21 protein-coding genes and 1 pseudogene are annotated in these 23762 nt (G+C 56.2%); 19 read left to right on the forward strand and 3 right to left on the reverse strand.

The window, feature by feature from the left end; all coding sequences use genetic code 11:
* Positions 1-34 precede the first annotated feature (34 nt).
* The 8 genes from nuoG (at position 35) to nuoN (ending at position 10228) form a co-directional block, all read left to right on the forward strand.
* The gene (gene nuoG, locus ACFX4O_RS17790) at positions 35-2761 is read left to right on the forward strand and encodes an NADH-quinone oxidoreductase subunit NuoG (protein ID WP_380210562.1); all 2727 of its coding nucleotides are present in this window, start codon (positions 35-37) and stop codon (positions 2759-2761) included.
* On the forward strand, positions 2758-3735 hold the full coding sequence (nuoH, locus tag ACFX4O_RS17795) for an NADH-quinone oxidoreductase subunit NuoH (RefSeq protein ID WP_017458594.1): 978 nt from the start codon (positions 2758-2760) through the stop codon (positions 3733-3735). Before nuoG ends, nuoH begins: the two co-directional genes overlap by 4 nt.
* 14 nt (positions 3736-3749) lie before the next feature.
* Positions 3750-4292: an NADH-quinone oxidoreductase subunit NuoI gene (nuoI, locus tag ACFX4O_RS17800; protein ID WP_017458593.1), complete on the forward strand. Its 543-nt coding sequence runs from the start codon at positions 3750-3752 to the stop codon at positions 4290-4292.
* 11 nt (positions 4293-4303) lie between these two features.
* On the forward strand, positions 4304-4858 hold the full coding sequence (gene nuoJ, locus ACFX4O_RS17805) for an NADH-quinone oxidoreductase subunit J (RefSeq protein WP_131406857.1): 555 nt from the start codon (positions 4304-4306) through the stop codon (positions 4856-4858).
* On the forward strand, positions 4855-5157 hold the full coding sequence (gene nuoK, locus ACFX4O_RS17810; protein ID WP_002463445.1) for an NADH-quinone oxidoreductase subunit NuoK: 303 nt from the start codon (positions 4855-4857) through the stop codon (positions 5155-5157). Before nuoJ ends, nuoK begins: the two co-directional genes overlap by 4 nt.
* Positions 5154-6995, forward strand: coding sequence for an NADH-quinone oxidoreductase subunit L (gene nuoL, locus ACFX4O_RS17815; protein ID WP_380210565.1), 1842 nt, complete (start codon positions 5154-5156; stop codon positions 6993-6995). Before nuoK ends, nuoL begins: the two co-directional genes overlap by 4 nt.
* A gap of 239 nt (positions 6996-7234) precedes the next feature.
* Positions 7235-8764: an NADH-quinone oxidoreductase subunit M gene (gene nuoM / locus ACFX4O_RS17820; RefSeq protein WP_380210567.1), complete on the forward strand. Its 1530-nt coding sequence runs from the start codon at positions 7235-7237 to the stop codon at positions 8762-8764.
* 6 nt (positions 8765-8770) lie between these two features.
* Positions 8771-10228 carry an NADH-quinone oxidoreductase subunit NuoN gene (gene nuoN, locus ACFX4O_RS17825; protein WP_131406863.1) on the forward strand — a complete coding sequence of 486 codons (1458 nt, stop codon included), beginning with the start codon at positions 8771-8773 and terminating at the stop codon, positions 10226-10228.
* Between the two features lie 74 nt (positions 10229-10302).
* On the opposite strand, the gene ACFX4O_RS17830 is transcribed toward nuoN, so the two are convergent.
* Together ACFX4O_RS17830 and rnz are read right to left on the reverse strand one after the other, a co-directional pair.
* A complete protein-coding gene (locus tag ACFX4O_RS17830) occupies positions 10303-11328 on the reverse strand; it encodes a chemotaxis protein (RefSeq protein WP_131406945.1) in 1026 nt (341 codons plus the stop codon).
* 77 nt (positions 11329-11405) lie between these two features.
* Positions 11406-12323 carry a ribonuclease Z gene (gene rnz / locus ACFX4O_RS17835; RefSeq protein ID WP_380210569.1) on the reverse strand — a complete coding sequence of 306 codons (918 nt, stop codon included), beginning with the start codon at positions 12321-12323 and terminating at the stop codon, positions 11406-11408.
* A 62-nt stretch (positions 12324-12385) separates the two neighbouring features.
* On the opposite strand from rnz, the gene ACFX4O_RS17840 reads away from it, so the two are divergent.
* The 9 genes and pseudogenes from ACFX4O_RS17840 (at position 12386) to ACFX4O_RS17880 (ending at position 21320) form a co-directional block, all read left to right on the forward strand.
* Complete coding sequence (locus ACFX4O_RS17840) at positions 12386-12847, forward strand: GNAT family N-acetyltransferase (protein ID WP_380210571.1); 462 nt, start codon at positions 12386-12388, stop codon at positions 12845-12847.
* 53 nt (positions 12848-12900) lie between these two features.
* Positions 12901-13206, forward strand: coding sequence for a stress response protein ElaB (gene elaB, locus ACFX4O_RS17845; protein ID WP_017458585.1), 306 nt, complete (start codon positions 12901-12903; stop codon positions 13204-13206).
* An 87-nt stretch (positions 13207-13293) separates the two neighbouring features.
* Positions 13294-14589: an isochorismate synthase MenF gene (gene menF / locus ACFX4O_RS17850; RefSeq protein ID WP_380210573.1), complete on the forward strand. Its 1296-nt coding sequence runs from the start codon at positions 13294-13296 to the stop codon at positions 14587-14589.
* A 71-nt stretch (positions 14590-14660) separates the two neighbouring features.
* Entirely contained in the window at positions 14661-16331 is a 1671-nt protein-coding gene (menD, locus tag ACFX4O_RS17855) for a 2-succinyl-5-enolpyruvyl-6-hydroxy-3-cyclohexene-1-carboxylic-acid synthase (RefSeq protein WP_380210575.1), read from the forward strand.
* Positions 16328-17104 (forward strand): 2-succinyl-6-hydroxy-2,4-cyclohexadiene-1-carboxylate synthase, encoded by a 777-nt coding sequence (menH, locus tag ACFX4O_RS17860; protein WP_380210577.1) that lies wholly within the window; start codon positions 16328-16330, stop codon positions 17102-17104. Before menD ends, menH begins: the two co-directional genes overlap by 4 nt.
* Positions 17101-17958 (forward strand): 1,4-dihydroxy-2-naphthoyl-CoA synthase, encoded by an 858-nt coding sequence (menB, locus tag ACFX4O_RS17865; protein WP_131406875.1) that lies wholly within the window; start codon positions 17101-17103, stop codon positions 17956-17958. The genes menH and menB overlap by 4 nt, the downstream gene beginning before the upstream one ends.
* Positions 17958-18923: an o-succinylbenzoate synthase gene (gene menC / locus ACFX4O_RS17870; protein WP_380210579.1), complete on the forward strand. Its 966-nt coding sequence runs from the start codon at positions 17958-17960 to the stop codon at positions 18921-18923. Before menB ends, menC begins: the two co-directional genes overlap by 1 nt.
* On the forward strand, positions 18920-20290 hold the full coding sequence (gene menE, locus ACFX4O_RS17875; RefSeq protein ID WP_380210581.1) for an o-succinylbenzoate--CoA ligase: 1371 nt from the start codon (positions 18920-18922) through the stop codon (positions 20288-20290). The genes menC and menE overlap by 4 nt, the downstream gene beginning before the upstream one ends.
* A gap of 113 nt (positions 20291-20403) precedes the next feature.
* Positions 20404-21320: pseudogene (locus ACFX4O_RS17880) on the forward strand (Rpn family recombination-promoting nuclease/putative transposase).
* An 8-nt stretch (positions 21321-21328) separates the two neighbouring features.
* On the opposite strand, the gene nudI reads toward ACFX4O_RS17880, so the two are convergent.
* Complete coding sequence (gene nudI, locus ACFX4O_RS17885) at positions 21329-21754, reverse strand: nucleoside triphosphatase NudI (RefSeq protein WP_380210583.1); 426 nt, start codon at positions 21752-21754, stop codon at positions 21329-21331.
* Between the two features lie 172 nt (positions 21755-21926).
* Here nudI and ACFX4O_RS17890 point away from each other — a divergent pair, with 172 nt between their 5' ends.
* Positions 21927-22469 (forward strand): YfaZ family outer membrane protein, encoded by a 543-nt coding sequence (locus ACFX4O_RS17890; RefSeq protein WP_380210586.1) that lies wholly within the window; start codon positions 21927-21929, stop codon positions 22467-22469.
* 93 nt (positions 22470-22562) lie between these two features.
* Positions 22563-23762, forward strand: a complete 1200-nt coding sequence (locus ACFX4O_RS17895) for a nicotinamide mononucleotide deamidase-related protein YfaY (RefSeq protein WP_380210587.1) — start codon at positions 22563-22565, stop codon at positions 23760-23762.

Consider the following 23762-nt stretch of genomic DNA (forward strand, 5'->3'; position numbering starts at 1 on the left):
TTAGTCGCTGACTGAGACAACTGGAAGCATGCTAATGGCTACTATTCATGTAGACGGCAAAGAATACGAGGTAAACGGAGCAGACAACCTTCTTGAGGCATGTCTCTCTTTAGGCCTTGATATTCCTTATTTTTGCTGGCATCCGGCGCTGGGGAGCGTGGGTGCGTGCCGCCAGTGTGCGGTGAAGCAATATCAAAACGCGGAAGACACGCGTGGCCGCCTGGTAATGTCCTGTATGACACCGGCATCCGACGGTACTTTTATCTCTATTGATGATGACGAAGCGAAGCAGTTCCGTGAAAGCGTGGTCGAGTGGCTGATGACCAACCACCCGCACGACTGCCCGGTCTGCGAAGAAGGGGGCAACTGCCACCTGCAGGATATGACCGTGATGACCGGTCACAGCTTCCGTCGCTATCGTTTCACCAAACGTACGCACCGTAATCAGGATCTCGGTCCGTTCATTTCCCACGAAATGAACCGCTGTATCGCGTGTTACCGTTGCGTGCGTTACTACAAAGACTACGCGGACGGCACGGATCTTGGCGTGTACGGCGCCCATGACAACGTCTACTTTGGTCGCCCGGAAGACGGCGTGCTTGAGAGCGAGTTCTCCGGCAACCTGGTAGAAATCTGCCCGACCGGCGTGTTCACCGATAAAACCCACTCCGAGCGTTATAACCGTAAGTGGGATATGCAGTTCGCGCCGAGCATCTGCCAGCAGTGTTCACTGGGTTGCAACACCAGCCCTGGCGAACGTTATGGTGAACTGCGCCGCATTGAAAACCGTTACAACGGCACCGTTAACCACTACTTCCTTTGCGACCGTGGTCGTTTCGGCTACGGCTACGTCAACCTGAAAGACAGACCGCGTCAGCCGGTTCAACGCCGTGGCGACGATCTGATCACTCTCAACGCCGAGCAGGCGATGCAGGGCGCAGCGGACATTCTGCGTCAGTCGAAGAAGGTGATTGGTATCGGTTCTCCGCGTGCAAGCGTCGAGAGTAACTTCGCGCTGCGTGCATTAGTTGGCGCGGAAAACTTCTATACCGGCATCGCCAAAGGTGAGCAGGAACGTCTTGAGCTGGCGCTAAAAGTGCTGCGCGAAGGCGGCATCCACACTCCGGCGCTGCGTGAAATTGAATCCTACGACGCGGTGCTGATCCTCGGGGAAGATATCACCCAGACCGGCGCGCGCGTCTCGCTGGCGGTTCGCCAGGCGGTGAAAGGCAAAGCGCGTGAAATGGCGGCGGCGCAGAAAGTTGCCGACTGGCAGATAGCAGCGATCATGAACATTGGTCAGCGTGCTAAACATCCGCTCTTCGTCACCAACATCGATAGCACCCGTCTGGACGATATCGCCGCGTGGACATACTGCGCACCGGTAGAAGACCAGGCTCGCTTAGGTTTCGCCATCGCGCATGCGCTGGACGACGCTTCCCCTGCGGTTGATGGTCTGAGCAACGATCTGAAAAGCAAAGTGGATGTGATTGTTCAGGCCTTGGCCGGGGCGAAAAAACCGCTGATTATCTCCGGGACTAACGCTGGCAGCAGTGCGGTGATTCAGGCGGCGGCAAACGTCGCGAAAGCGCTGAAAGGCCGCGGTTCCGATGTCGGCATCACCATGATTGCCCGTTCGGTGAACAGCATGGGGCTGGGGCTTATCGGCGGCGGTAGCCTCGATGATGCACTGGCTGAGCTGGAAAGCGGCAGTGCTGACGCCGTTGTCGTGCTGGAAAACGATCTGCATCGTCACGCTTCTGCTGCCCGCGTTGACGCGGCGCTGGCGAAAGCGCCGCTGGTGCTGGTGGTTGATCATCAGCGCACCGCCATTATGGACAGCGCTCATCTGGTGCTCTCCGCCGCCAGCTTTGCTGAAAGCGATGGTACGGTTATCAACAACGAAGGCCGCGCGCAGCGCTTCTTCCAGGTTTACGATCCGACCTACTACGACAGCAAAACCCTGATGCTGGAAAGCTGGCGCTGGCTGCACTCGCTGCACAGCACCGTGCAAAACCGCGAAGTGGACTGGACGCAGCTTGATCACGTGATCGATGCGGCCGTTGAAGCACTGCCGCAACTGGCCGGTATTAAAGATGCTGCGCCGGATGCCAGCTTCCGTATTCGTGGCCAGAAACTGGCGCGTGAACCGCACCGCTACAGTGGACGCACAGCAATGCGCGCCAATATCAGCGTGCACGAACCGCGTCAGCCGCAGGACAAAGACACCATGTTCGCCTTCTCAATGGAAGGGAACAACCAGCCGTCTGCGCCGCGTTCGCAAATTCCGTTTGCATGGGCGCCGGGCTGGAACTCCCCGCAGGCCTGGAACAAATTCCAGGACGAAGTGGGTGGTCACCTGCGTCACGGCGATCCGGGTGTACGTTTGATTGAAGCGTCTGAAAGCGGTCTTGATTACTTCACTACCGTACCGGGCGCGTTCGAAGCGCAGGACGGCAAATGGCGTATCGCGCCTTACTATCACCTGTTTGGCAGTGACGAATTGTCACAGCGTGCTCCGGTCTTCCAGAGCCGCATGCCGCAGCCATACATCAAACTGAATCCGACCGATGCCGCAAAGCTTGGCGTTAACGCAGGCGCGCATATCTCCTTCACTTACGAAGGGCAGACTATCAGCCTGCCGTTGCAGGTTTCTGAAGGTCTGGCGGCAGGGCAGGTTGGTCTGCCGATGGGGATGCCGGGCATTGCGCCGGTACTGGCTGGAGCACGTCTTGAAAATCTGCAGGAGGCGCAAGCATGAGCTGGTTAACACCGGATGTTATCGACATTCTGTTAAGCATTCTGAAAGCGGTCGTCATTCTGCTGGTGGTGGTCACCTGCGGTGCGTTCATGAGCTTTGGTGAGCGTCGTCTGCTCGGTCTGTTCCAGAACCGTTACGGGCCGAACCGCGTAGGCTGGGGTGGTTCACTCCAGCTCGTGGCGGACATGATCAAGATGTTCTTTAAAGAGGACTGGATCCCGCGCTTTTCTGACCGCGTGATTTTCACTCTTGCGCCAATGATTGCTTTTACCTCGCTGCTGTTAGCGTTTGCCATTGTGCCGGTCAGCCCTACCTGGGTGGTGGCCGACCTGAATATCGGGATCCTGTTCTTCCTAATGATGGCGGGTCTGGCGGTTTACGCGGTGTTGTTCGCAGGCTGGTCGAGTAACAACAAATACTCTTTGCTCGGTGCGATGCGTGCTTCTGCACAAACCCTGAGCTATGAAGTGTTCCTCGGGCTTTCCTTGATGGGCGTGGTTGCGCAGGCCGGTTCATTCAATATGACCGACATCGTCAACAACCAGGCCGGTTTATGGAACGTTATTCCGCAGTTCTTCGGTTTTGTGACTTTCGCTATCGCGGGCGTTGCGGTGTGTCACCGTCACCCGTTTGACCAGCCGGAAGCGGAACAGGAACTGGCGGATGGTTACCACATCGAATACTCCGGTATGAAGTTCGGCCTGTTCTTTGTCGGGGAATACATCGGTATCGTCACCATTTCCGCGCTGATGGTCACCCTGTTCTTCGGTGGCTGGCAAGGGCCGTTGTTACCGCCATTCATTTGGTTCGCGCTGAAAACGGCGTTCTTTATGATGATGTTCATTTTGATCCGCGCCGCGCTGCCGCGTCCGCGTTATGACCAGGTGATGTCTTTCGGCTGGAAAGTCTGCCTGCCATTGACGCTGATTAACTTGCTGGGAACGGCGGCTGTCATTCTCTGGCAAGCGCAATAAGGGGTGAAAAGACCATGACTTTAAAAGAATTACTCGTGGGCTTCGGCACCCAGGTCCGTAGCATCTGGATGATTGGCCTGCATGCGTTCGCCAAACGTGAAACACGTATGTACCCGGAAGAGCCGGTCTATCTGCCACCGCGCTACCGTGGGCGCATCGTGTTGACGCGCGATCCGGACGGTTCCGAGCGCTGCGTTGCCTGTAACCTGTGTGCGGTAGCCTGCCCTGTCGGCTGTATCTCGCTGCAAAAAGCGGAGATGCAGGATGGTCGCTGGTATCCGGAATTTTTCCGTATCAACTTCTCACGCTGCATTTTCTGTGGTCTGTGCGAAGAAGCGTGCCCGACAACGGCGATTCAGCTCACTCCGGATTTCGAGATGGGCGAATACAAACGTCAGGATCTGGTGTACGAAAAAGAGGATCTGCTGATCTCCGGTCCGGGCAAATACCCGGAATATAACTTCTACCGGATGGCAGGTATGGCAATCGACGGCAAAGATAAAGGCGAAGCGGAAAATGAAGCCAAGCCTATCGACGTCAAGGGCCTGTTACCGTAAGGAGAGGGGCAATGGAGTTCGCTTTTTATATCTGTGGCCTGGTCGCCATCCTGACGACGGTACGCGTGATTACGCATACTAATCCGGTACACGCGTTGCTGTATCTGATTGTGTCTCTGCTGGCCATTGCCGGTGTCTTCTTTTCGCTCGGCGCGTATTTCGCCGGGGCGCTGGAAATCATCGTCTACGCCGGTGCCATCATGGTGCTGTTTGTGTTCGTGGTGATGATGCTGAACCTCGGCAATACTGTCGTTGAGCAGGAACGCAATTGGTTGTCGCCGCAAATCTGGATTGGCCCGGCGCTGCTCTCCGCAGTGCTACTGGTGGTAATGATTTACGCCATCCTTGGGGTTAACGACCAGGGCATTGAAGGTACGGCGATTGGCGCGAAAGCGGTTGGCATTACGCTGTTTGGTCCTTACGTCTTGGCGGTGGAACTGGCTTCCATGCTGCTGTTGGCTGGGCTGGTTGTGGCCTTCCATCTGGGTCGTGAAGACCGAGCTGGCGAAGTGCTGAGCAATCGCACGGAAGACCGCGCGAAAAGAAAAACGGAGGAGCACGCATGATCCCGTTGCAACATGGATTGATCCTCGCTGCGATTTTGTTTGTTTTGGGGCTGACCGGTCTGGTTATCCGCCGCAACCTGCTGTTTATGCTGATTGGGCTGGAAATCATGATTAACGCCGCCGCGCTGGCCTTTGTGGTCGCGGGTAGCTATTGGGGTCAGACCGACGGACAGGTGATGTACATTCTCGCCATTAGCCTCGCGGCTGCCGAAGCGAGCATTGGCCTGGCGTTGCTGCTGCAACTCCATCGTCGCCGCCAGAATCTGAATATCGATTCAGTAAGTGAGATGCGTGGATGAACATGCTCGCCTTAACCATTATTTTTCCTTTTATTGGCTTTGTGCTGCTGGCGTTTTCCCGTGGCCGCTGGTCGGAAAACGTTTCCGCAACCGTAGGTATGGGCTCGATTGGTCTGGCGGCGCTGGTCAGTGCGTATGCAGGCGTTGATTTCTTCAATAACGGCCAGCAACCTTTCGTGCAACCGCTGTGGACGTGGATGGCGGTCGGTGATTTCAACATCGGCTTCAATCTGGTGCTGGACGGCCTTTCATTGACCATGCTTTCGGTGGTTACGGGTGTCGGTTTCCTGATCCATATGTTTGCCTCCTGGTATATGCGCGGTGAAGAGGGTTACTCCCGCTTCTTCGCCTACACCAACCTGTTTATTGCCAGCATGGTGGTTCTGGTGCTGGGAGATAACCTGCTGCTGATGTACCTCGGCTGGGAAGGCGTGGGTCTGTGCTCCTATCTGCTGATTGGTTTCTACTATACCGATCCGAAGAATGGCGCAGCGGCGATGAAAGCGTTCGTCGTAACCCGCGTGGGTGACGTGTTCCTCGCTTTCGCGCTGTTCATTCTTTACAACGAGCTGGGCACGCTGAACTTCCGCGAAATGGTTGAACTGGCACCGCAGCACTTCGCCAACGGCAATAACATGCTGATGTGGGCGACGCTGATGCTGCTGGGTGGTGCGGTCGGTAAATCCGCGCAACTGCCGTTGCAGACCTGGCTTGCCGATGCGATGGCTGGTCCGACCCCGGTTTCTGCACTGATCCACGCTGCAACGATGGTCACCGCCGGTGTCTACCTGATTGCACGTACGCACGGCTTGTTCCTGCTGACGCCAGAAGTGCTGCATCTGGTCGGGATTGTCGGTGCGGTAACGCTGCTGATGGCTGGTTTCGCCGCGCTGGTGCAAACCGATATCAAACGTGTGCTGGCTTACTCCACCATGAGCCAGATTGGTTACATGTTCCTGGCGCTGGGTGTACAGGCGTGGGATGCGGCGATTTTCCACCTGATGACGCACGCATTCTTTAAAGCGCTGCTGTTCCTGTCATCCGGTTCAGTGATCCTCGCGTGTCATCACGAGCAGAACATTTTCAAAATGGGCGGCCTGCGTAAGTCGATTCCGCTGGTGTACGCTTGCTTCCTGGTAGGCGGCGCGGCGCTGTCAGCGTTGCCGATGATCACAGCGGGCTTCTTCAGTAAGGACGAAATCCTTGCCGGTGCGGTAGCGAATGGTCATATCAATCTGATGATTGCCGGCCTGGTCGGTGCCTTTATGACATCGCTCTACACCTTCCGTCTGATTTTCATTGTCTTCCACGGAAAAGAACAAATCCACGCGCACGCAGGGAAGGGGATTACCCATCATCTGCCGCTGATCGTGCTACTGGTGCTGTCTACTTTTGTTGGCGCGATGATCGTGCCGCCGCTGAAAGGCGTGCTGCCGGAAACCACCGAGCTTGCGCACAGTAGCGTGGTGATGCTGGAAGTGGCATCCGGCGCGGTAGCGATTATCGGTATCCTGCTGGCAGCATGGCTGTGGCTGGGTAAACGCACGCTGGTGCATTCAATTGCCAACAGCGCAACGGGGCGTTTCTTCGGTACCTGGTGGTTCAATGCCTGGGGCTTCGACTGGCTGTATGATCGCGTCTTTGTGAAGCCATACCTCGGTGTTGCATGGCTGCTGAAGAGCGACCCGCTGAATGCGCTGATGAACATCCCGGCGATCCTTTCCCGCTTCGCAGGCAAAGGTCTGCTGTTTAGCGAGAACGGTTACCTGCGCTGGTATGTGGCATCCATGAGCATTGGCGCGGTTGTCGTGCTGGCACTGTTGATGGTATTGCGCTGAGTTTGTCGGCGGGCTAAGTGCGCTGCGCTTATCCGGCCTGCAAACGGAAAGAGAATTTTTAGAAATTCGTTGAAAATCTGGTCCGAATGGACAGGCGTTATCGGCGAAGTCAGAGTGGACACCGCCTGCGCAGAGCAACCGGAGCGTACAGATGTACGTGAGGATTGCGAGCACAGCCGGGGTTCACTGTGACGAGCAAGATAGCCTGAGGCGGACTTAAACAAGGAACAAAAATCGCCATGTTACTACCCTGGCTAATTCTGATTCCCTTTATCGGCGGCTTCCTCTGCTGGCAGACCGAGCGCTTCGGCGTGAAAGTGCCGCGTTGGATCGCGTTGATCACCATGGGACTGACGCTGGCGCTTTCTCTGCAACTCTGGTTGCAGGGCGGCTATTCTCTGACGCAAGCCTCCGGCCTTCCGCAGTGGCAGGAAACGTTCAAGCATGACTGGATCCCGCGCTTTGGCATTAGCATTCATCTGGCGATGGATGGTTTGTCGCTGTTGATGGTCGTGCTGACTGGTTTCCTCGGCGTGCTGGCGGTGCTCTGCTCCTGGCGTGAAATCGAGAAATATCAGGGCTTCTTCCACCTGAACCTGATGTGGATCCTCGGCGGCGTTATCGGCGTGTTCCTTGCCATCGACATGTTCCTGTTCTTCTTCTTCTGGGAAATGATGCTGGTGCCGATGTACTTCCTGATCGCGCTATGGGGCCACAAAGCCTCCGACGGGAAGACGCGTATTACCGCGGCGACCAAGTTCTTCATTTATACCCAGGCGAGCGGTCTGGTCATGCTGATTGCCATCCTGGCGCTGGTGCTGGTGCACTACAACGCGACAGGCGTATGGACTTTCGCTTACGAAGATCTGTTGAAGACGCCGATGTCCGGCAATGTCGAATATCTGTTGATGCTCGGTTTCTTCATCGCCTTTGCGGTAAAAATGCCGGTGGTGCCGCTGCACGGTTGGTTACCGGACGCTCACTCACAGGCTCCGACCGCCGGTTCTGTTGACCTCGCGGGGATCTTGTTGAAAACCGCTGCTTACGGTCTGCTGCGCTTCTCGCTGCCGCTGTTTCCGAATGCGTCGGCAGAGTTTGCGCCTATCGCCATGTGGCTTGGCGTGATTGGTATCTTCTACGGCGCGTGGATGGCATTCACTCAGACCGATATCAAACGTCTGATCGCGTACACCTCTGTGTCTCACATGGGCTTTGTACTGATTGCTATCTACACCGGCAGCCAGCTTGCTTACCAGGGTGCAGTGATTCAGATGATTGCCCACGGTCTTTCTGCTGCGGGGCTGTTTATTCTGTGCGGTCAGCTTTACGAACGTCTGCATACGCGCGATATGCGTATGATGGGCGGTTTGTGGAGCAAAATTAAGTGGCTGCCAGCGCTGTCGATGTTCTTTGCCGTCGCAACGCTTGGGATGCCGGGTACCGGTAACTTCGTGGGTGAATTCATGATCCTCTTCGGCAGCTATCAGGTTGTGCCGACGATCACGGTGATTTCCACCTTCGGCCTGGTATTTGCGTCGGTGTACTCGCTGGCGATGCTGCATCGTGCTTACTTCGGCAAGGCGAAAAGCGAACTCGCCAACCAGGAACTGCGGGGTCTGTCGCTGCGCGAGCTGTTTATGATTCTGATCCTGGTTGTGCTTCTGGTACTGCTTGGCTTCTATCCGCAGCCGATTCTGGATACATCGCACGCCGCGATGGGCAATATCCAGCAGTGGTTTGTTAATTCTGTTACTACTACAAGGCCGTAAATCGCCATGACGATAACTCCACAACACCTGATTGCGCTGCTGCCGCTGCTAATCGTCGGATTGACGGTGGTGGTTGTGATGCTCTCCATTGCGTGGCGACGCAACCATTTTCTCAATGCCACGCTGTCGGTCATTGGCCTGAACGTCGCGCTGCTCTCTTTGTGGTTCGTCGGCCAGGCTGGGGCGATGGATGTCACCCCGCTGATGCGTGTCGACGGCTACGCCATGCTTTACACCGGGCTGGTGCTGTTGGCGAGCCTCGCCACCTGCACGTTTGCCTATCCGTGGCTGGAAGGGTACAGCGATAACAAAGAAGAGTTTTATCTGCTGGTACTGATTGCCGCGCTCGGCGGCATTCTGCTGGCGAACGCTAATCACATGGCGGCGCTGTTCCTCGGTATTGAACTGATTTCTCTGCCGCTGTTCGGGCTGGTAGGCTACGCCTTCCGCCAGAAACGCTCGCTGGAAGCCAGTATCAAATACACCATTTTGTCCGCTGCCGCCTCCTCGTTCCTGCTGTTCGGTATTGCGCTGGTTTATGCGCAAACCGGCAACCTGGCGTTTGTGGCGATCGGTAAAAGCCTGGGCGAAGGCATGTTGCATGAACCGCTGCTGTTGGCGGGTCTGGGCATGATGATTGTCGGTCTTGGCTTTAAACTCTCGCTGGTGCCGTTCCATCTGTGGACGCCAGACGTTTACCAGGGTGCACCGGCGCCGGTTTCCACTTTCCTGGCCACCGCCAGTAAAATCGCCATCTTTGGCGTGCTGATGCGTCTGTTCCTGTACGCACCGGTAGGTGAAAGCGAAGCAGTTCGTGTGGTTCTGGGTATCATCGCCTTCGCCTCCATCATCTTCGGTAACCTGATGGCGCTGAGCCAGACCAACATTAAACGTCTGCTGGGCTTCTCGTCTATTTCGCACCTGGGTTATCTGCTGGTGGCGCTGATTGCGCTACAAGGTGGCCAGATGTCGATGGAATCCGTCGGGGTTTACCTGGCCGGTTATCTGTTCAGCAGCCTTGGCGCGTTTGGTGTGGTCAGCCTGATGTCCAGCCCGTATCGTGGCCCGGATGCAGAGTCGCTCTACTCCTACCGTGGTTTGTTCTGGCACCGTCCGATCCTGTCTGCGGTAATGACCGTGATGATGCTGTCGCTGGCGGGTATTCCGATGACGCTGGGCTTTATCGGTAAGTTCTACATTCTGGCGGTCGGTGTTGAAGCGCACTTGTGGTGGCTGACTGCCGCCGTGGTTCTTGGCTCGGCAATTGGTTTGTACTACTACCTGCGCGTGGCGGTGAGTCTCTACCTGAACGCACCGCAGCAGTTGAACCGCGATGCACCGTCTAACTGGGCTTATAGCGCAGGCGGGATCGTGGTGCTTATCTCCGCCCTGCTGGTGCTGCTGTTAGGTATCTATCCGCAGCCGCTGATCAGCATCGTTCAACTGGCGATGCCGATGATGTAAGCCTGGAAACAGGTAAAGAAAAACCGCCGATATCGGCGGTTTTTTTATGGACTAACGAGATAAACAGCGAATGATTATTTCGCCAGCAGCGGGGTGGAATTCACCTGGTGGTGGCTAATCAGCGGGCCGCGAATATTATTCGCAGCGCGATCCAGCACTTCCTGAATCACGGAAGAGAGTTCGTTAATCTCGAATTTCGCCACATAACCGTCTGCTTGCACTTTACGTACGTGATCTTCGTTAGCGCTACCGGAGAGCGACGAGTGGATCACCACCGGGATGTTTTTCAAACGCGGATCGGTTTTGATAAGACGCGTTAAGGTAAAACCATCCATCTCTGGCATCTCCAGGTCGGTTAGCACCATAGAGATCTTATCACTCACTGGAACGCCTTCAGAATCGGCCTGTTGCGCCAGCAACTGGATTTTTTCCCATGCGTCTTTGCCGGTGATATGCATCGCATTCGGGATCTGCATCGCGTTGAGGCCTTTTTCCAGCATGGCGCGCGCCACTTTGGAGTCTTCCGCCACTATGGCAACAGAACCCGGCTTCAGGTTGAATTTCTTGTCCGGCACATGCTCGCCGTGGACGTCATGATCCGCAGGCACGATGTCATACAGGATCTGCTCAACATCCAGCACCATCGCCAGGTTGTTGGTATCCTTGTCGTCATCCAGGCAGGCAATACTGGTGATGTAGCGACCATTAATCGCTTTTTCGGCCGTGTGCACCTGTTTCCAGTCCAGGCGGGTAATATTTTCCACGGACTCAACGGCAAATGCCTGCACGCTACGGGCATATTCCGTAATCAGTAAGATATTCAGGCCGCTTGCAGGTTTACAGCCCGCCACCGCAGCGAGGTCAATTACCGGGATAACTTGATCGCGGATATTGACCATCCCCATTAGTGGCGCTTTCATCCCTGCGGGACGGGTAAAGGTGGGCATCGGTACGATTTCGCGTAGCTTAAACACGTTGATGCCAAATAACTCGGATTTGGTGGCATCTAACGATGTGCCAAGGCGAAACAGCAACAGCTCAAACCGGTTCGACAGAGTAAGATTCGCCCTGTCATCGATGTCTTTCTGGAAATTGTCCATCATGCCCTCAAATAGGAAATGCCTGCGTATATCTATTATCGGCATGGTGGAGAAAAAATAGAGTGCCTAAATTAAAATCAAATGTGAACTACCGCAAAATCCTCAGCCAATGTCGTTTGCGAAAAGTACGTTTTACACTCGGCGAGCATCGACAGGCCGCCCTGTTCGTCATAGCGTGAACTGAGATGCGTAATCACCAACTTTTTTGCACCGGCGTCGGCGGCAAGCTGTGCAGCCTGGCGGGTTGAACTGTGCCCCCGGCTGTTCGCTTTTTCCTCCATTGCCTGCTCAAGCGTGGCTTCATGCACCAGTAAATCAACGTTTTGCGCCAGCTCCAGAGACGCCGGGCAGGGCGCGGTGTCGCCAAAAATCGCCAGTTTTTTTCCGCTTTCCGCCGGGGCAAGATAATCCGCGCCATTCACGATGCGCCCGTCAGGCAATGTAACGGTTTTGCCCTCTTTTAATTGCTGGAACAGCGGCCCAGCCGGGATACCTTGCGCTTTTAACGCCGCCGCATTCAGCGCGCCGGGTTTATCATGCTCTTCAATACGATAACCGTAGCACTCCACCGGGTGCGACAGCGGATAAGCAGTCACTTTGCGCAAACCATCATCCACCACCAGCCCCGGCGTAATTTCCTCAATAGTCAGCGGATAATCAGTCCATGAACCGCTAAGCCGCAGCGTGGTTTCCACAAACTCGCGAATACCTTTCGGACCATAAATCTGCAGTGGCTGAACATTGCCAGCCATCGAGCGGCTACACAGCAACCCAGGCAGACCGAAAAGATGATCGCCGTGCAGGTGAGTAATAAAAATTTTATCCAGTTTGCCAGGATGAAATGCGGTGCGCAGCATTTGGTGCTGTGTTCCTTCGCCACAATCAAACAGCCAAAGCCCGGCGCGGGTTGGATGTTGTAAATTGAGCAGCATCGCCGTGACATTACGCGTCCGTGTAGGTACGCCCGCAGAGGTGCCTAAGAAAATCAGTTCCACAATCTTTGCCCGAATGAAAAAGAATCTAGTATAACGAGGACACAACGAATAAGGAGAACAACATGATCCGCTGGCAGGATGTGCACCATTCCGAACTGACCGTTTCTGAGTTGTATGCGTTACTGAAATTACGCTGTGCCGTGTTTGTTGTTGAGCAGGCTTGCGCTTATCTGGATGTGGATGGTGATGACCTGGTGGGCGAGAACCGCCATATTCTCGGCTGGAAAGGTGACGAACTGGTGGCGTATGCGAGGATTCTGAAAAGTGATGATGATGTATCACCGGTTGCTATTGGTCGGGTGATTGTCAGTGCGCAGGTTCGCGGTGAAAAACTGGGCTACCAGCTGATGGAACGCGCGGTGCTTTCCTGCGAGCAACACTGGCCGCAACACGCGCTATATCTGGGCGCGCAGGCGCATCTCCAATCCTTCTATGCGCATTTTGGTTTCCAGGCGGTGACGGAGGTGTATGACGAAGATGGTATTGCACATATCGGGATGGCGCGCGAGATCCGCCAGGCGTAACCGGCAGCCTTTGTCTATAGTTAGCGGACAGGTGCATAACATGGAGACAACAGATGGCATATCATTCTTATGAATCACATATTGATGACGACCTGACCCTGCTGAGCGAAACGCTGGAAGAAATTCTCCGCTCATCGGGCGACCCCGCAGATCAAAAGTACATTGAGTTGAAGGCCCGTGCCGAACAGGCGCTGCATGAAGTGAAAAATCGCGTCAGCAGTGCATCGGATACGTACTACTACCGTGCGAAAAAAGCCGTCTATCGTGCAGACGACTATGTGCATGAAAAACCGTGGCAGGGCATTGGTGCCGGTGCCGCAGTTGGCCTGGTGCTCGGTCTGCTGTTAGCCCGCCGCTAACGTTTCACTTCCCCTCCCTGGAAGGGGGTACTGTTATTACGCTAAGTACCCCGTATACTATGTGGTTTTTAACAGGGAGGGGCTCGCGTGTACTCCATTTCCTCGGCGCTTTCACACATACACCGCTGCCTGATCGACGATATTCCCCGGTCGTCAGGATTTTGCTTTTTTGATGCGCCTTTCCCGTTAAACGACGCTTTTGACCCCCTGGCCTGGCTCGCCAGTCAGCGCGTCTGGCCGCAATTTTACTGGCAGCAACGTAACGGCGATGACGAAGCTGCCGCGCTGGGTGCATTGTGCCGTTTCTCTTCTTTACCCCTGGCTCAACAGTTCCTTCAGCATTGCGCCGAAGATGTGCGCATCTGGGGGCTTAATGCGTTTGATCCCACGCAGGGTGAACTGTTTTTACCGCGCCTGGAGTGGCGGCGGGAAGGTGGTCATGCCTTTCTGCGCGTGTATATTTTCAGCGAGACTTCCCTGCATGACGACGCGCAGCGCGCGCTCGCGTTTCTTTCAGCGCTGGTGGAACCGACACCGCTGGAAAACGTACAGCAAACGTGCCTTGAGCAACATCACATCCCCGGGCGCGATGGCTGGCGAACGCTCATCGCGCAGGCGTTACAAACGCTGGAAAGCGGTGAGCTGGATAAAGTCGTGCTCGCCCGCGCAACGGATTACCATTTTGCCAACGCGGTGGACGCCGCCGCGCTGATGGCCGCCAGCCGTCGCCTCAATCACCACTGTTTTCATTTCATGATGGCGTTTAATGCGCAAACGGCCTTTTTAGGCTCAACGCCGGAACGGCTGTGGCGTCGCCGTGGCAGCGCCTTGCGTACTGAAGCGCTGGCCGGAACGGTCGCTAATCATGAAGATGACCAGCAGGCGCAACAGCTTGCCGACTGGCTAATGGCTGATGACAAAAACCAGCGTGAAAATATGCTGGTAGTGGAAGATATCTGCCAGCGTTTGCAGCAGCAAACCGGTGCGCTGGAGGTGCTGCCACCGAAAGTGGTTCGGTTGCGTAAAGTCCAGCATCTTCGCCGCTGTATCTGGACGGTTCTGCAAACGCCGGATGACGCGCTCTGCCTGCAGATGCTCCAGCCGACAGCGGCAGTTGCAGGATTGCCACGCCGTGAGGCGCGGGCATTTATTGCGCGTCATGAGCCTTTTCAGCGCGAGTGGTATGCCGGTTCGGCGGGTTATCTTTCGCGGCAACAGAGTGAGTTCTGCGTTGCATTGCGTTCGGCAAAAATTGACGGCAATACCGTACGTCTTTACGCCGGTGCGGGCATTGTTTCCGGTTCAGACGCGGAGCAAGAGTGGCAGGAAATTGAGAACAAAGCGGCGGGATTGCGATCATTATTACAACTTAGTCGCGCATAACCGACTCATATCAAAAATACATAGTTTCTGATTACTTATACTAAGCCGTAATATTGATACCGGACAAATTCATGTCGATAAGCTCATTTAACCGACGCTGGGCGGCGGTGATCCTCGAAGCCCTTACCCGTCACGGCGTCAGGCATGTGTGTATTGCCCCCGGATCCCGTTCCACCCCATTAACGCTGGCCGCAGCGGAAAATCACGCCTTTATTCACCACACCCATTTTGATGAGCGTGGTTTAGGCCACCTTGCGCTGGGGCTGGCAAAGGCCAGCAATGAGCCGGTGGCGGTGATCGTGACATCCGGCACGGCGGTGGCGAATCTTTACCCTGCGCTAATTGAAGCCGGGCTGACGGGCGAAAAATTGGTGCTACTGACGGCGGACCGACCGCCAGAGCTGATTGATTGCGGCGCCAATCAGGCGATTCGCCAGCCGGGCATGTTTGCCACGCATCCCACTAAATCTCTTGCGCTCCCGCGTCCGTCGCAGGACATTCCTGCGCGCTGGTTGGTTTCCACCCTTGATAACCTGTTGGGTTCGTTACAGGGCGGCGCGGTACACATTAACTGCCCGTTTGCCGAGCCGCTGTATGGCGAAATGGATGATACCGGTCTTGCCTGGCAACTGGCGCTGGGTGACTGGTGGCAGGCTGACACGCCATGGCTGTGCGCACCGAATAGGGTGAACAGCGAAACGCAGCGGGACTGGTTTTTCTGGCGACAAAAACGCGGTGTGATCGTGGCTGGCCGCATGAGCGCGGCTGAAGGTCGCCAACTGGCTGAATGGGCGAAAACCCTCGGCTGGCCGCTGATTGGCGATGCACTTTCGCAGACTGGACAACCGCTGCCGTGTGCCGATCTCTGGCTCGGCAATGGCCAGGCAGTAGCCGAGCTGAACCAGGCGCAGATTGTGTTGCAATTTGGCAGCAGCCTGACCGGTAAACGTCTGTTGCAGTGGCAGGCGACCTGCGAACCGGAAGAGTACTGGCTGATCGATCGCCTGCAAGGGCGGCTCGATCCAGCCCATCATCGCGGGCGTCGGTTAGTTTCCAGCGTGGCCGACTGGCTGGAGCAGCATCCGGCTGAGCCGCGTGCACCGTGGTGCGAGGCAATCCCACACCTTTCAGCGCAGGCCTGGGAAACCGTTTGTGCGAAGCGTGATATTTTTGGCGAGGCACAGCTGGCACACCGCATTGCGGATTATTTGCCAGAGCAAGGTCAACTTTTTCTCGGCAACAGTCTGGTCGTACGGCTGGTCGATGCGCTGGGGCAGCTCCCGGCGGGATACCCGGTTTACAGTAATCGTGGCGCAAGCGGTATCGATGGTTTGCTTTCAACGGCGGCGGGCGTTCAGCGCGCCACCGCGCGACCTACGCTTGCGATTGTTGGCGATCTCTCCGCACTTTACGATCTCAATGCGCTGGCACTGTTGCGGCAGGCTTCTGCGCCGTTCGTCCTGCTGGTGGTGAATAACAATGGCGGGCAAATTTTCTCGTTACTGCCAACGCCGCCCGCCGAGCGCGAGCAGTTTTATTTGATGCCGCAAAATGTCCACTTTTCGCATGCGGCGGCAATGTTTAGCCTTGCTTACCATCAGCCGGAGAATTGGGCTGAGCTTGAGCTGGCACTGGAAGGCGCCTGGCGTAAACCCGGTGCGACGGTGATTGAACTGGTGGTGAACGAGACAGACGGCGCGCGGACATTACAAACGCTGCTGGCACAGGTGAGCCAGCTGTGATCCTGCACGGTCAAACCTTGGGTGGGCACCAACCGCAACCGTGGCTGGTGTTTCTGCATGGTTTTTCCGGCGATAACCGTGAGTGGCAGCCGGTCGGCGCAGCACTGAGTGATTTCCCGCGCGTGTACCTCGATCTGCCCGGACATGGCGGTTCAGCCAATATTGGCGTTGCTTCTTTTGATGAGATGGATGCACTGCTGCGCATCACCCTTGCGCACTACAACGTACGCAACTACTGGCTGGTGGGGTATTCGCTCGGTGGGCGCGTGGCGATGTATCACGCCTGCCAACATCCTGCCGGGCTGTGCGGCCTGGTGGTTGAAGGTGGTCATCCAGGGCTGACATCCGCTGACGAGCGCGCGCAGCGACTGCGTAATGATCAGCAATGGGCTGCGCGTTTTCGCCAGCCGCCGCTGAGTGACGTGTTTGACGCCTGGTACCGGCAACCCGTTTTTGCCACGCTGAGCGAATCGCAACGGGCGGCGCTGGTCGCAAAACGCGGCGAGAACAACGGTGCAACGCTCGCGGCGATGCTGGAGGCGACCTCGTTGTCCTGCCAGCCCGATTTGCGCGCCCCACTTCAGACACTTTCTGTGCCGATTCATTATTTATACGGTGAACATGACAGCAAATTTCAGGCGCTGGCGACGCAAGTCTCCCGCCACTGTCACGCCATTCCTGCCGCCGGGCACAACGCGCACCGGGAAAATCCCGCTGCCGTTATTGCTGCTCTGGCGCGTATTCTGCGTCTTGAGACAAAGGACACACTATGATCCACCCAGATGAAAACATGCTTTATGCGCCGGTTGAATGGCGTGACTGTTCTGAAGGTTACACCGATATCCGTTATCAGAAATCGGCCGATGGTATTGCCAAAATCACCATTAACCGCCCGCAGGTGCGCAACGCGTTCCGTCCGCTGACGGTAAAAGAGATGATTCAGGCCATGGCTGACGCGCGTTATGACGACAACGTCGGGGTCATTATTTTGACCGGTGAAGGGGATAAAGCGTTCTGTTCCGGTGGCGATCAAAAAGTGCGTGGCGATTACGGCGGTTACCAGGATGACTCTGGTGTACACCATCTCAACGTGCTGGACTTCCAGCGCCAAATTCGCACCTGCCCGAAACCGGTGGTGGCGATGGTGGCAGGTTACTCCATCGGCGGCGGTCACGTGCTGCACATGATGTGCGATTTGACTATTGCGGCGGAAAACGCCATTTTCGGCCAGACCGGCCCGAAAGTCGGCTCCTTCGATGGTGGCTGGGGCGCGTCTTACATGGCGCGCATCGTTGGGCAGAAAAAAGCCCGTGAAATCTGGTTCCTCTGTCGCCAGTACGACGCCAAACAGGCGCTGGATATGGGGCTGGTCAACACCGTTGTGCCGGTTGCCGATCTTGAAAAAGAGACTGTGCGCTGGTGCCGCGAAATGCTGCAAAACAGCCCAATGGCACTGCGCTGCCTGAAAGCTGCGCTGAACGCCGACTGCGATGGTCAGGCGGGTCTGCAGGAGCTGGCGGGTAACGCCACCATGCTGTTCTACATGACTGAAGAAGGGCAGGAAGGCCGCAATGCGTTTAACGAAAAACGCCAGCCTGATTTCAGCAAATTCAAACGGAACCCATAATGCGACAGGCGCAGGTTTACCGCTGGCAAATCCCGCTTGATGCGGGGGTGGTGCTGCGTGAGCGCCGCCTGAAAACACGTGATGGGTTGTTCGTTCATCTCAAAGAGGGTGAGCGCGAAGGCTGGGGGGAAATTTCTCCTCTGCCGGGCTTTAGCCAGGAAACACTGGATGACGTTCAACCCGTTGTGATGGCGTGGGCGAATAACTGGCGCGACGGTGCGCAGCCCCCGTTGCCGGACGAGCCTTCGGCAGCATTTGGTTTGAGCTGCGCGCTGGCTGAGCTTAGCGATGCGTTGCCGCAAGCGGCGGATTACCGCGCCGCGATGCTGTGTAGCGGTGACCCGGATGAGCTGTTCGCCGCGCTTGCTGCTCTTCCGGGTGAAAAGCTGGCGAAAGTGAAAGTGGGGCTGTATGAAGCGGTGCGTGACGGCATGGTGGTCAACTTGCTGCTGGAGTCGATTCCCGATCTCTATTTGCGCCTCGATGCTAACCGTGCCTGGACGCCGCTGAAAGCGCAGCAGTTTGCGAAGTATGTCAATCCGGCTTATCGCTCGCGCATTGCGTTTCTTGAAGAACCCTGCAAGACGCGCGAAGAATCACTGGCGTTTGCCCGCGAGACCGGCATTACCCTCGCCTGGGATGAAAGCCTGCGTGACGCGGACTTTCGTTTTGAGCCGCAAGCAGGTGTTGGCGCCGTGGTGATTAAACCGATGCTGACCGGCAGTTTGCAGAAAGTGCAACAGCAAGTCGCAACGGCTAAAGCGCTGGGGCTGACGACCGTTATCAGTTCGTCAATCGAATCGAGCCTTGGGTTGACGCAACTGGCGCGTATCGCCGCCTGGCTGACGCCGGGAACGGTGCCCGGCCTCGATACGCTGCAATTAATGCAAACGCAGCTGCTCCGTTGCTGGCCGGACAGTGATTTACCCTGCTTGCAGGTTGATGCGCTGGAACCATTACTATGATTTTTCCCGACTGGCCCTGGCGTTACTGGCGCAAGGTATGTGGCGAACAGGCCGCAATTCGCCTTGAGCAGCAAAGCCTTAACTGGCGTGAGCTTTGTGCGCGCATTGATAGGCTGGCCAGTGGGTTTGCCCGCCAGGGTGTGCAGTCGGGCGACGGCGTCATGCTACGCGCGCGCAACCAGCCAGAGACGCTGCTGGCGTGGCTGGCGCTGTTGCAATGCGGTGCGCGGGTTTTACCGCTGAACCCGCAGTTACCCGCCACGCAACTGGAGGCGCTGTTGCCACAGTTGACGCTGCGTTTCGCGCTCGATCTGGAGTCTGATGTGACGTATGCCAGCTTAACATCACTGGTGGTAAGCGAGTCTGGCGATGATTACGCCGTTGACTGGCAGCCACAGCGGCTGGCGTCGATGACCCTGACTTCCGGCTCGACCGGGCTGCCGAAGGCCGCAGTGCATACTTGTGCTGCGCATCTTGCCAGCGCGCAGGGTGTGCTGGCGTTAATCCCGTTTACTGCGAAAGACGACTGGCTACTCTCGTTGCCGCTGTTTCATGTTTCCGGGCAGGGGATTTTGTGGCGCTGGCTGCTGGCCGGCGCGCGGATCACCGTGCGGCAAAAAACACCGCTGGAGCAGGCGCTGGCCGGGTGCAGCCACGCCTCGCTGGTTCCGACTCAACTCTGGCGCTTGTTGAATGACAACGTACCGGTCTCGCTGAAGGCGGTGTTATTGGGCGGTGCGGCGATCCCCGTCGAACTCACACAGCAGGCACGCGAGCGCGGGATCCGCAACTGGTGCGGTTATGGTTTAACCGAGTTTGCCTCGACGGTGTGTGCGAAAGAAGCAGACGGCAAGCCTGATGTCGGTTACGCCCTGCCAGGGCGTGAAGTGAAAATCGTCGGTGAAGAAGTTTGGCTGCGCGCCGCCAGCATGGCTTCCGGCTACTGGTACAACGGAGAATTGCTCCCGCTGGTGAACAGCGAAGGCTGGTTTGCCACGCGCGATCGCGGCGAGCTGAATGATGGCTGCCTGACTATTCACGGCCGTCTGGATAATCTTTTTTTCAGCGGCGGGGAAAGTATCCAGCCAGAAGACGTTGAGCGTATTATTGCCCGCCACCCTCAGGTGCAGCAGGTGCTGGTGGTGCCGGTGGACGACGCCGAATTTGGGCAGCGTCCAGTGGCGGTGGTGGAGTGCACAGGCGATATTAATGCCGATGACCTGAGTCAATGGGTTGCCGATAAACTGGCCCGATTCCAGCAGCCAGTGCGTTGGCTGATGTTGCCCTCAGCGCTTAAAAATGGCGGTATTAAAATCTCCCGCCGCGCTGTTCAGCAGTGGGTTAGCACCCTTCACAGCAACACGTAAAAACAGCAGCAGGGCTATTTTTGCGAGCCTTCACGACAAACTGACTGAGCGATAAAACCTCTTCCGACAAGTGTGTTAGTTTGCGCCCTGGCTTCTGAAACGCAGGGATAGCGATGCCGCATTCATCTTCTTCTACACCGCATGATGCGGTGTTTCGTAAATTATTATCGCACGCGCAAACCGCCCGTGATTTTTTCGACATTCATCTGCCAGAGCACTTGATTGCACTCTGTGATCTCTCCACGCTTCAACTGGAATCTGGCAGTTTTGTTGAGGAAGACCTGCGATATTGCTACTCCGATATTCTTTACTCGCTGAAAACGCGCGCGGGCGACGGGTACCTTTATGCTTTGATTGAACACCAAAGCTCGCCGGATAAAAATATGGCCTTCTGATGCGCTATGCCATTGCTGCGATGCAGCGTCATCTTGATAAAGGGCATGGTGAATTGCCAATGGTTATCCCGATGCTTTTTTATCATGGACGTGTCACACCGTATCCGTGGTCGCTACGCTGGCTGGATGCCTTTCAGCTGCCACTGCAGGCGGAAAAGCTCTACACCAACGCGTTTCCACTGGTGGATATCACCCAACTTCCCGATGCTGAAATTGTGCAGCATCGACGTATTGCCATGCTTGAACTGTTACAAAAACATGTTCGGCAACGCGATATGCTGGAGTTTCAGGAGCAACTGGTCAGCCTGCTGGCGCTGGGCTACACTGGCGGCGAACAGTTGAAGACGTTGCTGCATTATTTGTTGAAAGCGGGGCATACCGCCGATCCGGCAGCGTTTCTCACCGCCATTGCCAGCAGAACCACGGATCACCAGCAAAAGGAGGCGTTAATGAACATTGCACAATTTCTTCGCGAAGAAGGCATGACGTTTGGCCTGGAAAAGGGGCGTGCCGAAGGAGTTCAACAAGAAGCGCTACGCATTGCTAAAGTGATGCTGGAAAAGGGAATGGCGCCCGATGTCGTGGCAACATTAACCGGGCTACCTGCGGAAGTGGTGGAAAAGGTCAGCCACTGAGCGCACTTTCAGAGCACCCCTTTCATCCTTAGCGTATTGCGGGTCGCATCGTTCAGATCGTAGCGGTGCAGATCCGCTGGCATCACCCACGCGTAATCCTGAAATTCGTCATTGATGCTGACTTCGCGATTGACGCTGATGCAATCAAAAATCAAGTAAATCATATAGATTTGCTCTTTGCTGCCATCGGCGTAAGTTTTCACCCGGATATCATCGCGAAACGTCCACGGCGTGATTTCGCTCAGTTCCAGCTTGTCACCCAGTTCCTCGCGGATCTCCCGGCGCAGTGCCTCTTCAATCCGCTCGCCCGGCTCCACACCGCCGCCGGATAATGCCCATTGGCCGGGGAAAACGCCGCGATCGTCGGCCATTTTACACAGCAAATAGGCGCCGTCGTTTTGAATCAGTGGGCACACAATCGTCCGTTGTCGCATGGTTAATTCCTTTAGAGGGATAAACAGAACGCGCAATGTTAACGCAAGCGCTGATATCGAAAAATTGACCCCGTCTATATTTCCTGACCTTTTTATTCATTCTTCTGACAGAAAAATAGGCGTACAATCAGAGGCTTTTGGGCATCAGGCCCGTTATGTGCGGAAATCAAAAATGAAGAAAGTTGCTTTATTAGGTTTAGCCAGCGTATTGCTGGCCTCTGCTGGGGCGCAGGCCGTGAGTCTGAACGGCCAGATTGGGAAAGATTACACCAACTTTGGTTTCGGTTTGGGTACCGAAACCAGCGGGATCGCCGTGAGCGGTAACTGGGCGCACAGTGAAGATGATGGTGATATCGCTGGCCTGGGGCTCGGTTACAACATCCCCCTTGGTCCGTTCCTTGCGACCGTCGGCGGGAAAGGTATTTATCTGAATCCGGACGTAGGCAGCGAAGGTTATGCTGTTGCCGTTGGTGGCGGGTTGCAGTGGAAAATTGCCAGCAGCTTTAGCATTTTCGGCGAGTACTACTACTCACCGGATTCCCTCTCCAGCGGCGTGAAAGAGTACCAGGAAGCGAACGCCGGTGCGCGTTACACCATTATGCGCCCGCTGACGGTTGAGGCCGGTTATCGCTACATCGACATGATCGGTAAAGAAGGACGTCGCGACAACGCCGTGGCTGACGGCCCGTATGTCGGCGTCAGCGCCAGCTTCTAATCCTCTGGCGCGGCATCTGTCCGCGCCCGTTTGTCTCCGTTTTTCCTCTGCGCATGCGCTATAGTGTTTCAACCTCGATTGCAGGAGCTAACGATGTTAAATGTGGAGATGTTATCGACCGGCGATGAAGTGCTGCATGGCCAGATTGTGGATACCAATGCGGCCTGGCTGGCTGACTTTTTCTTTAACCAGGGATTGCCCCTCATGCGCCGTAACACCGTGGGCGATAACCTTGATGATCTGGTCGCTATCCTGCGTGAACGTAGCGAGCACGCGGATGTGCTGATTGTGAATGGTGGGCTGGGGCCGACCAGTGACGATCTCAGCGCGCTGGCGGCGGCGACCGCCAAAGGTGAAGCGCTGGTGCTACATGAAGCATGGCTGGCACAGATGGAACGTTTCTTTACCGAACGTGGCCGCGTGATGGCACCAAGTAACCGCAAACAGGCCGAGATCCCGGCCAGCGCCGAACTGGTGGATAACCCGGTCGGTACCGCCTGTGGTTTTGCCCTGCAACTTAACCGTTGTCTGATGTTCTTCACGCCGGGTGTCCCGTCGGAATTTAAAGTGATGGTGGAACAAGAAATTCTGCCGCGCCTACGCGCACGCTTTACCTTACCTGAGCCGCCGGTTTGCCTGCGTTTAACCACTTTCGGGCGCTCAGAGAGCGATCTGGCGCAAAGCCTGCAACACCTTGAACTGCCGCCAGGCGTGGTGATGGGTTACCGCTCATCCATGCCGATTATCGAATTGAAACTGACCGGGTCGGCAGAGCATCGTGCCGCGATGGAAGCGCTGTGGCCTGAAGTGAAACGTGTTGCCGGTGAAAGTTTGATTTTTGAAGGCACCGACGGTTTACCGGCGGCGCTTGCCGCGAGCCTGCGGGAACGCCAACTGAGCCTGACGTTGAGCGAACAGTTCACCGGCGGTTTGGTTGCGTTGCAGCTTTCCCGCGCCGGAGCGCCACTGCTGGCCAGTGAAGTATTGCCGTCGCAAGCGGAAGCGCTGGCGCAAAGCGCCCGCTGGACCACCGAGTTGCGCAATCGCCATCTCGCCGGGCTGGCGCTGACGGTGACCGGTCTTGAAGAGGATCATCTCAACTTCGCGCTGGCGACGCCGGAAGGCACCCGCGCGCTGCGGGTGAAATTCAACACCAACCGCCACGGGCTGGTGGTGCGCCAGGAAGTGTGCGCCATGATGGCGCTGAATATTCTGCGCCGCTGGCTGGCGGGCAAAGACATTGCCAGCGATCACGGTTGGATCAATGTGGTGGAAACGCTGTCGGTAGAGTAA

Origin of the sequence: Kosakonia sp. YIM B13571, assembly GCF_042788095.1 — a bacterium.
Classification (GTDB): domain Bacteria; phylum Pseudomonadota; class Gammaproteobacteria; order Enterobacterales; family Enterobacteriaceae; genus Kosakonia; species Kosakonia quasisacchari.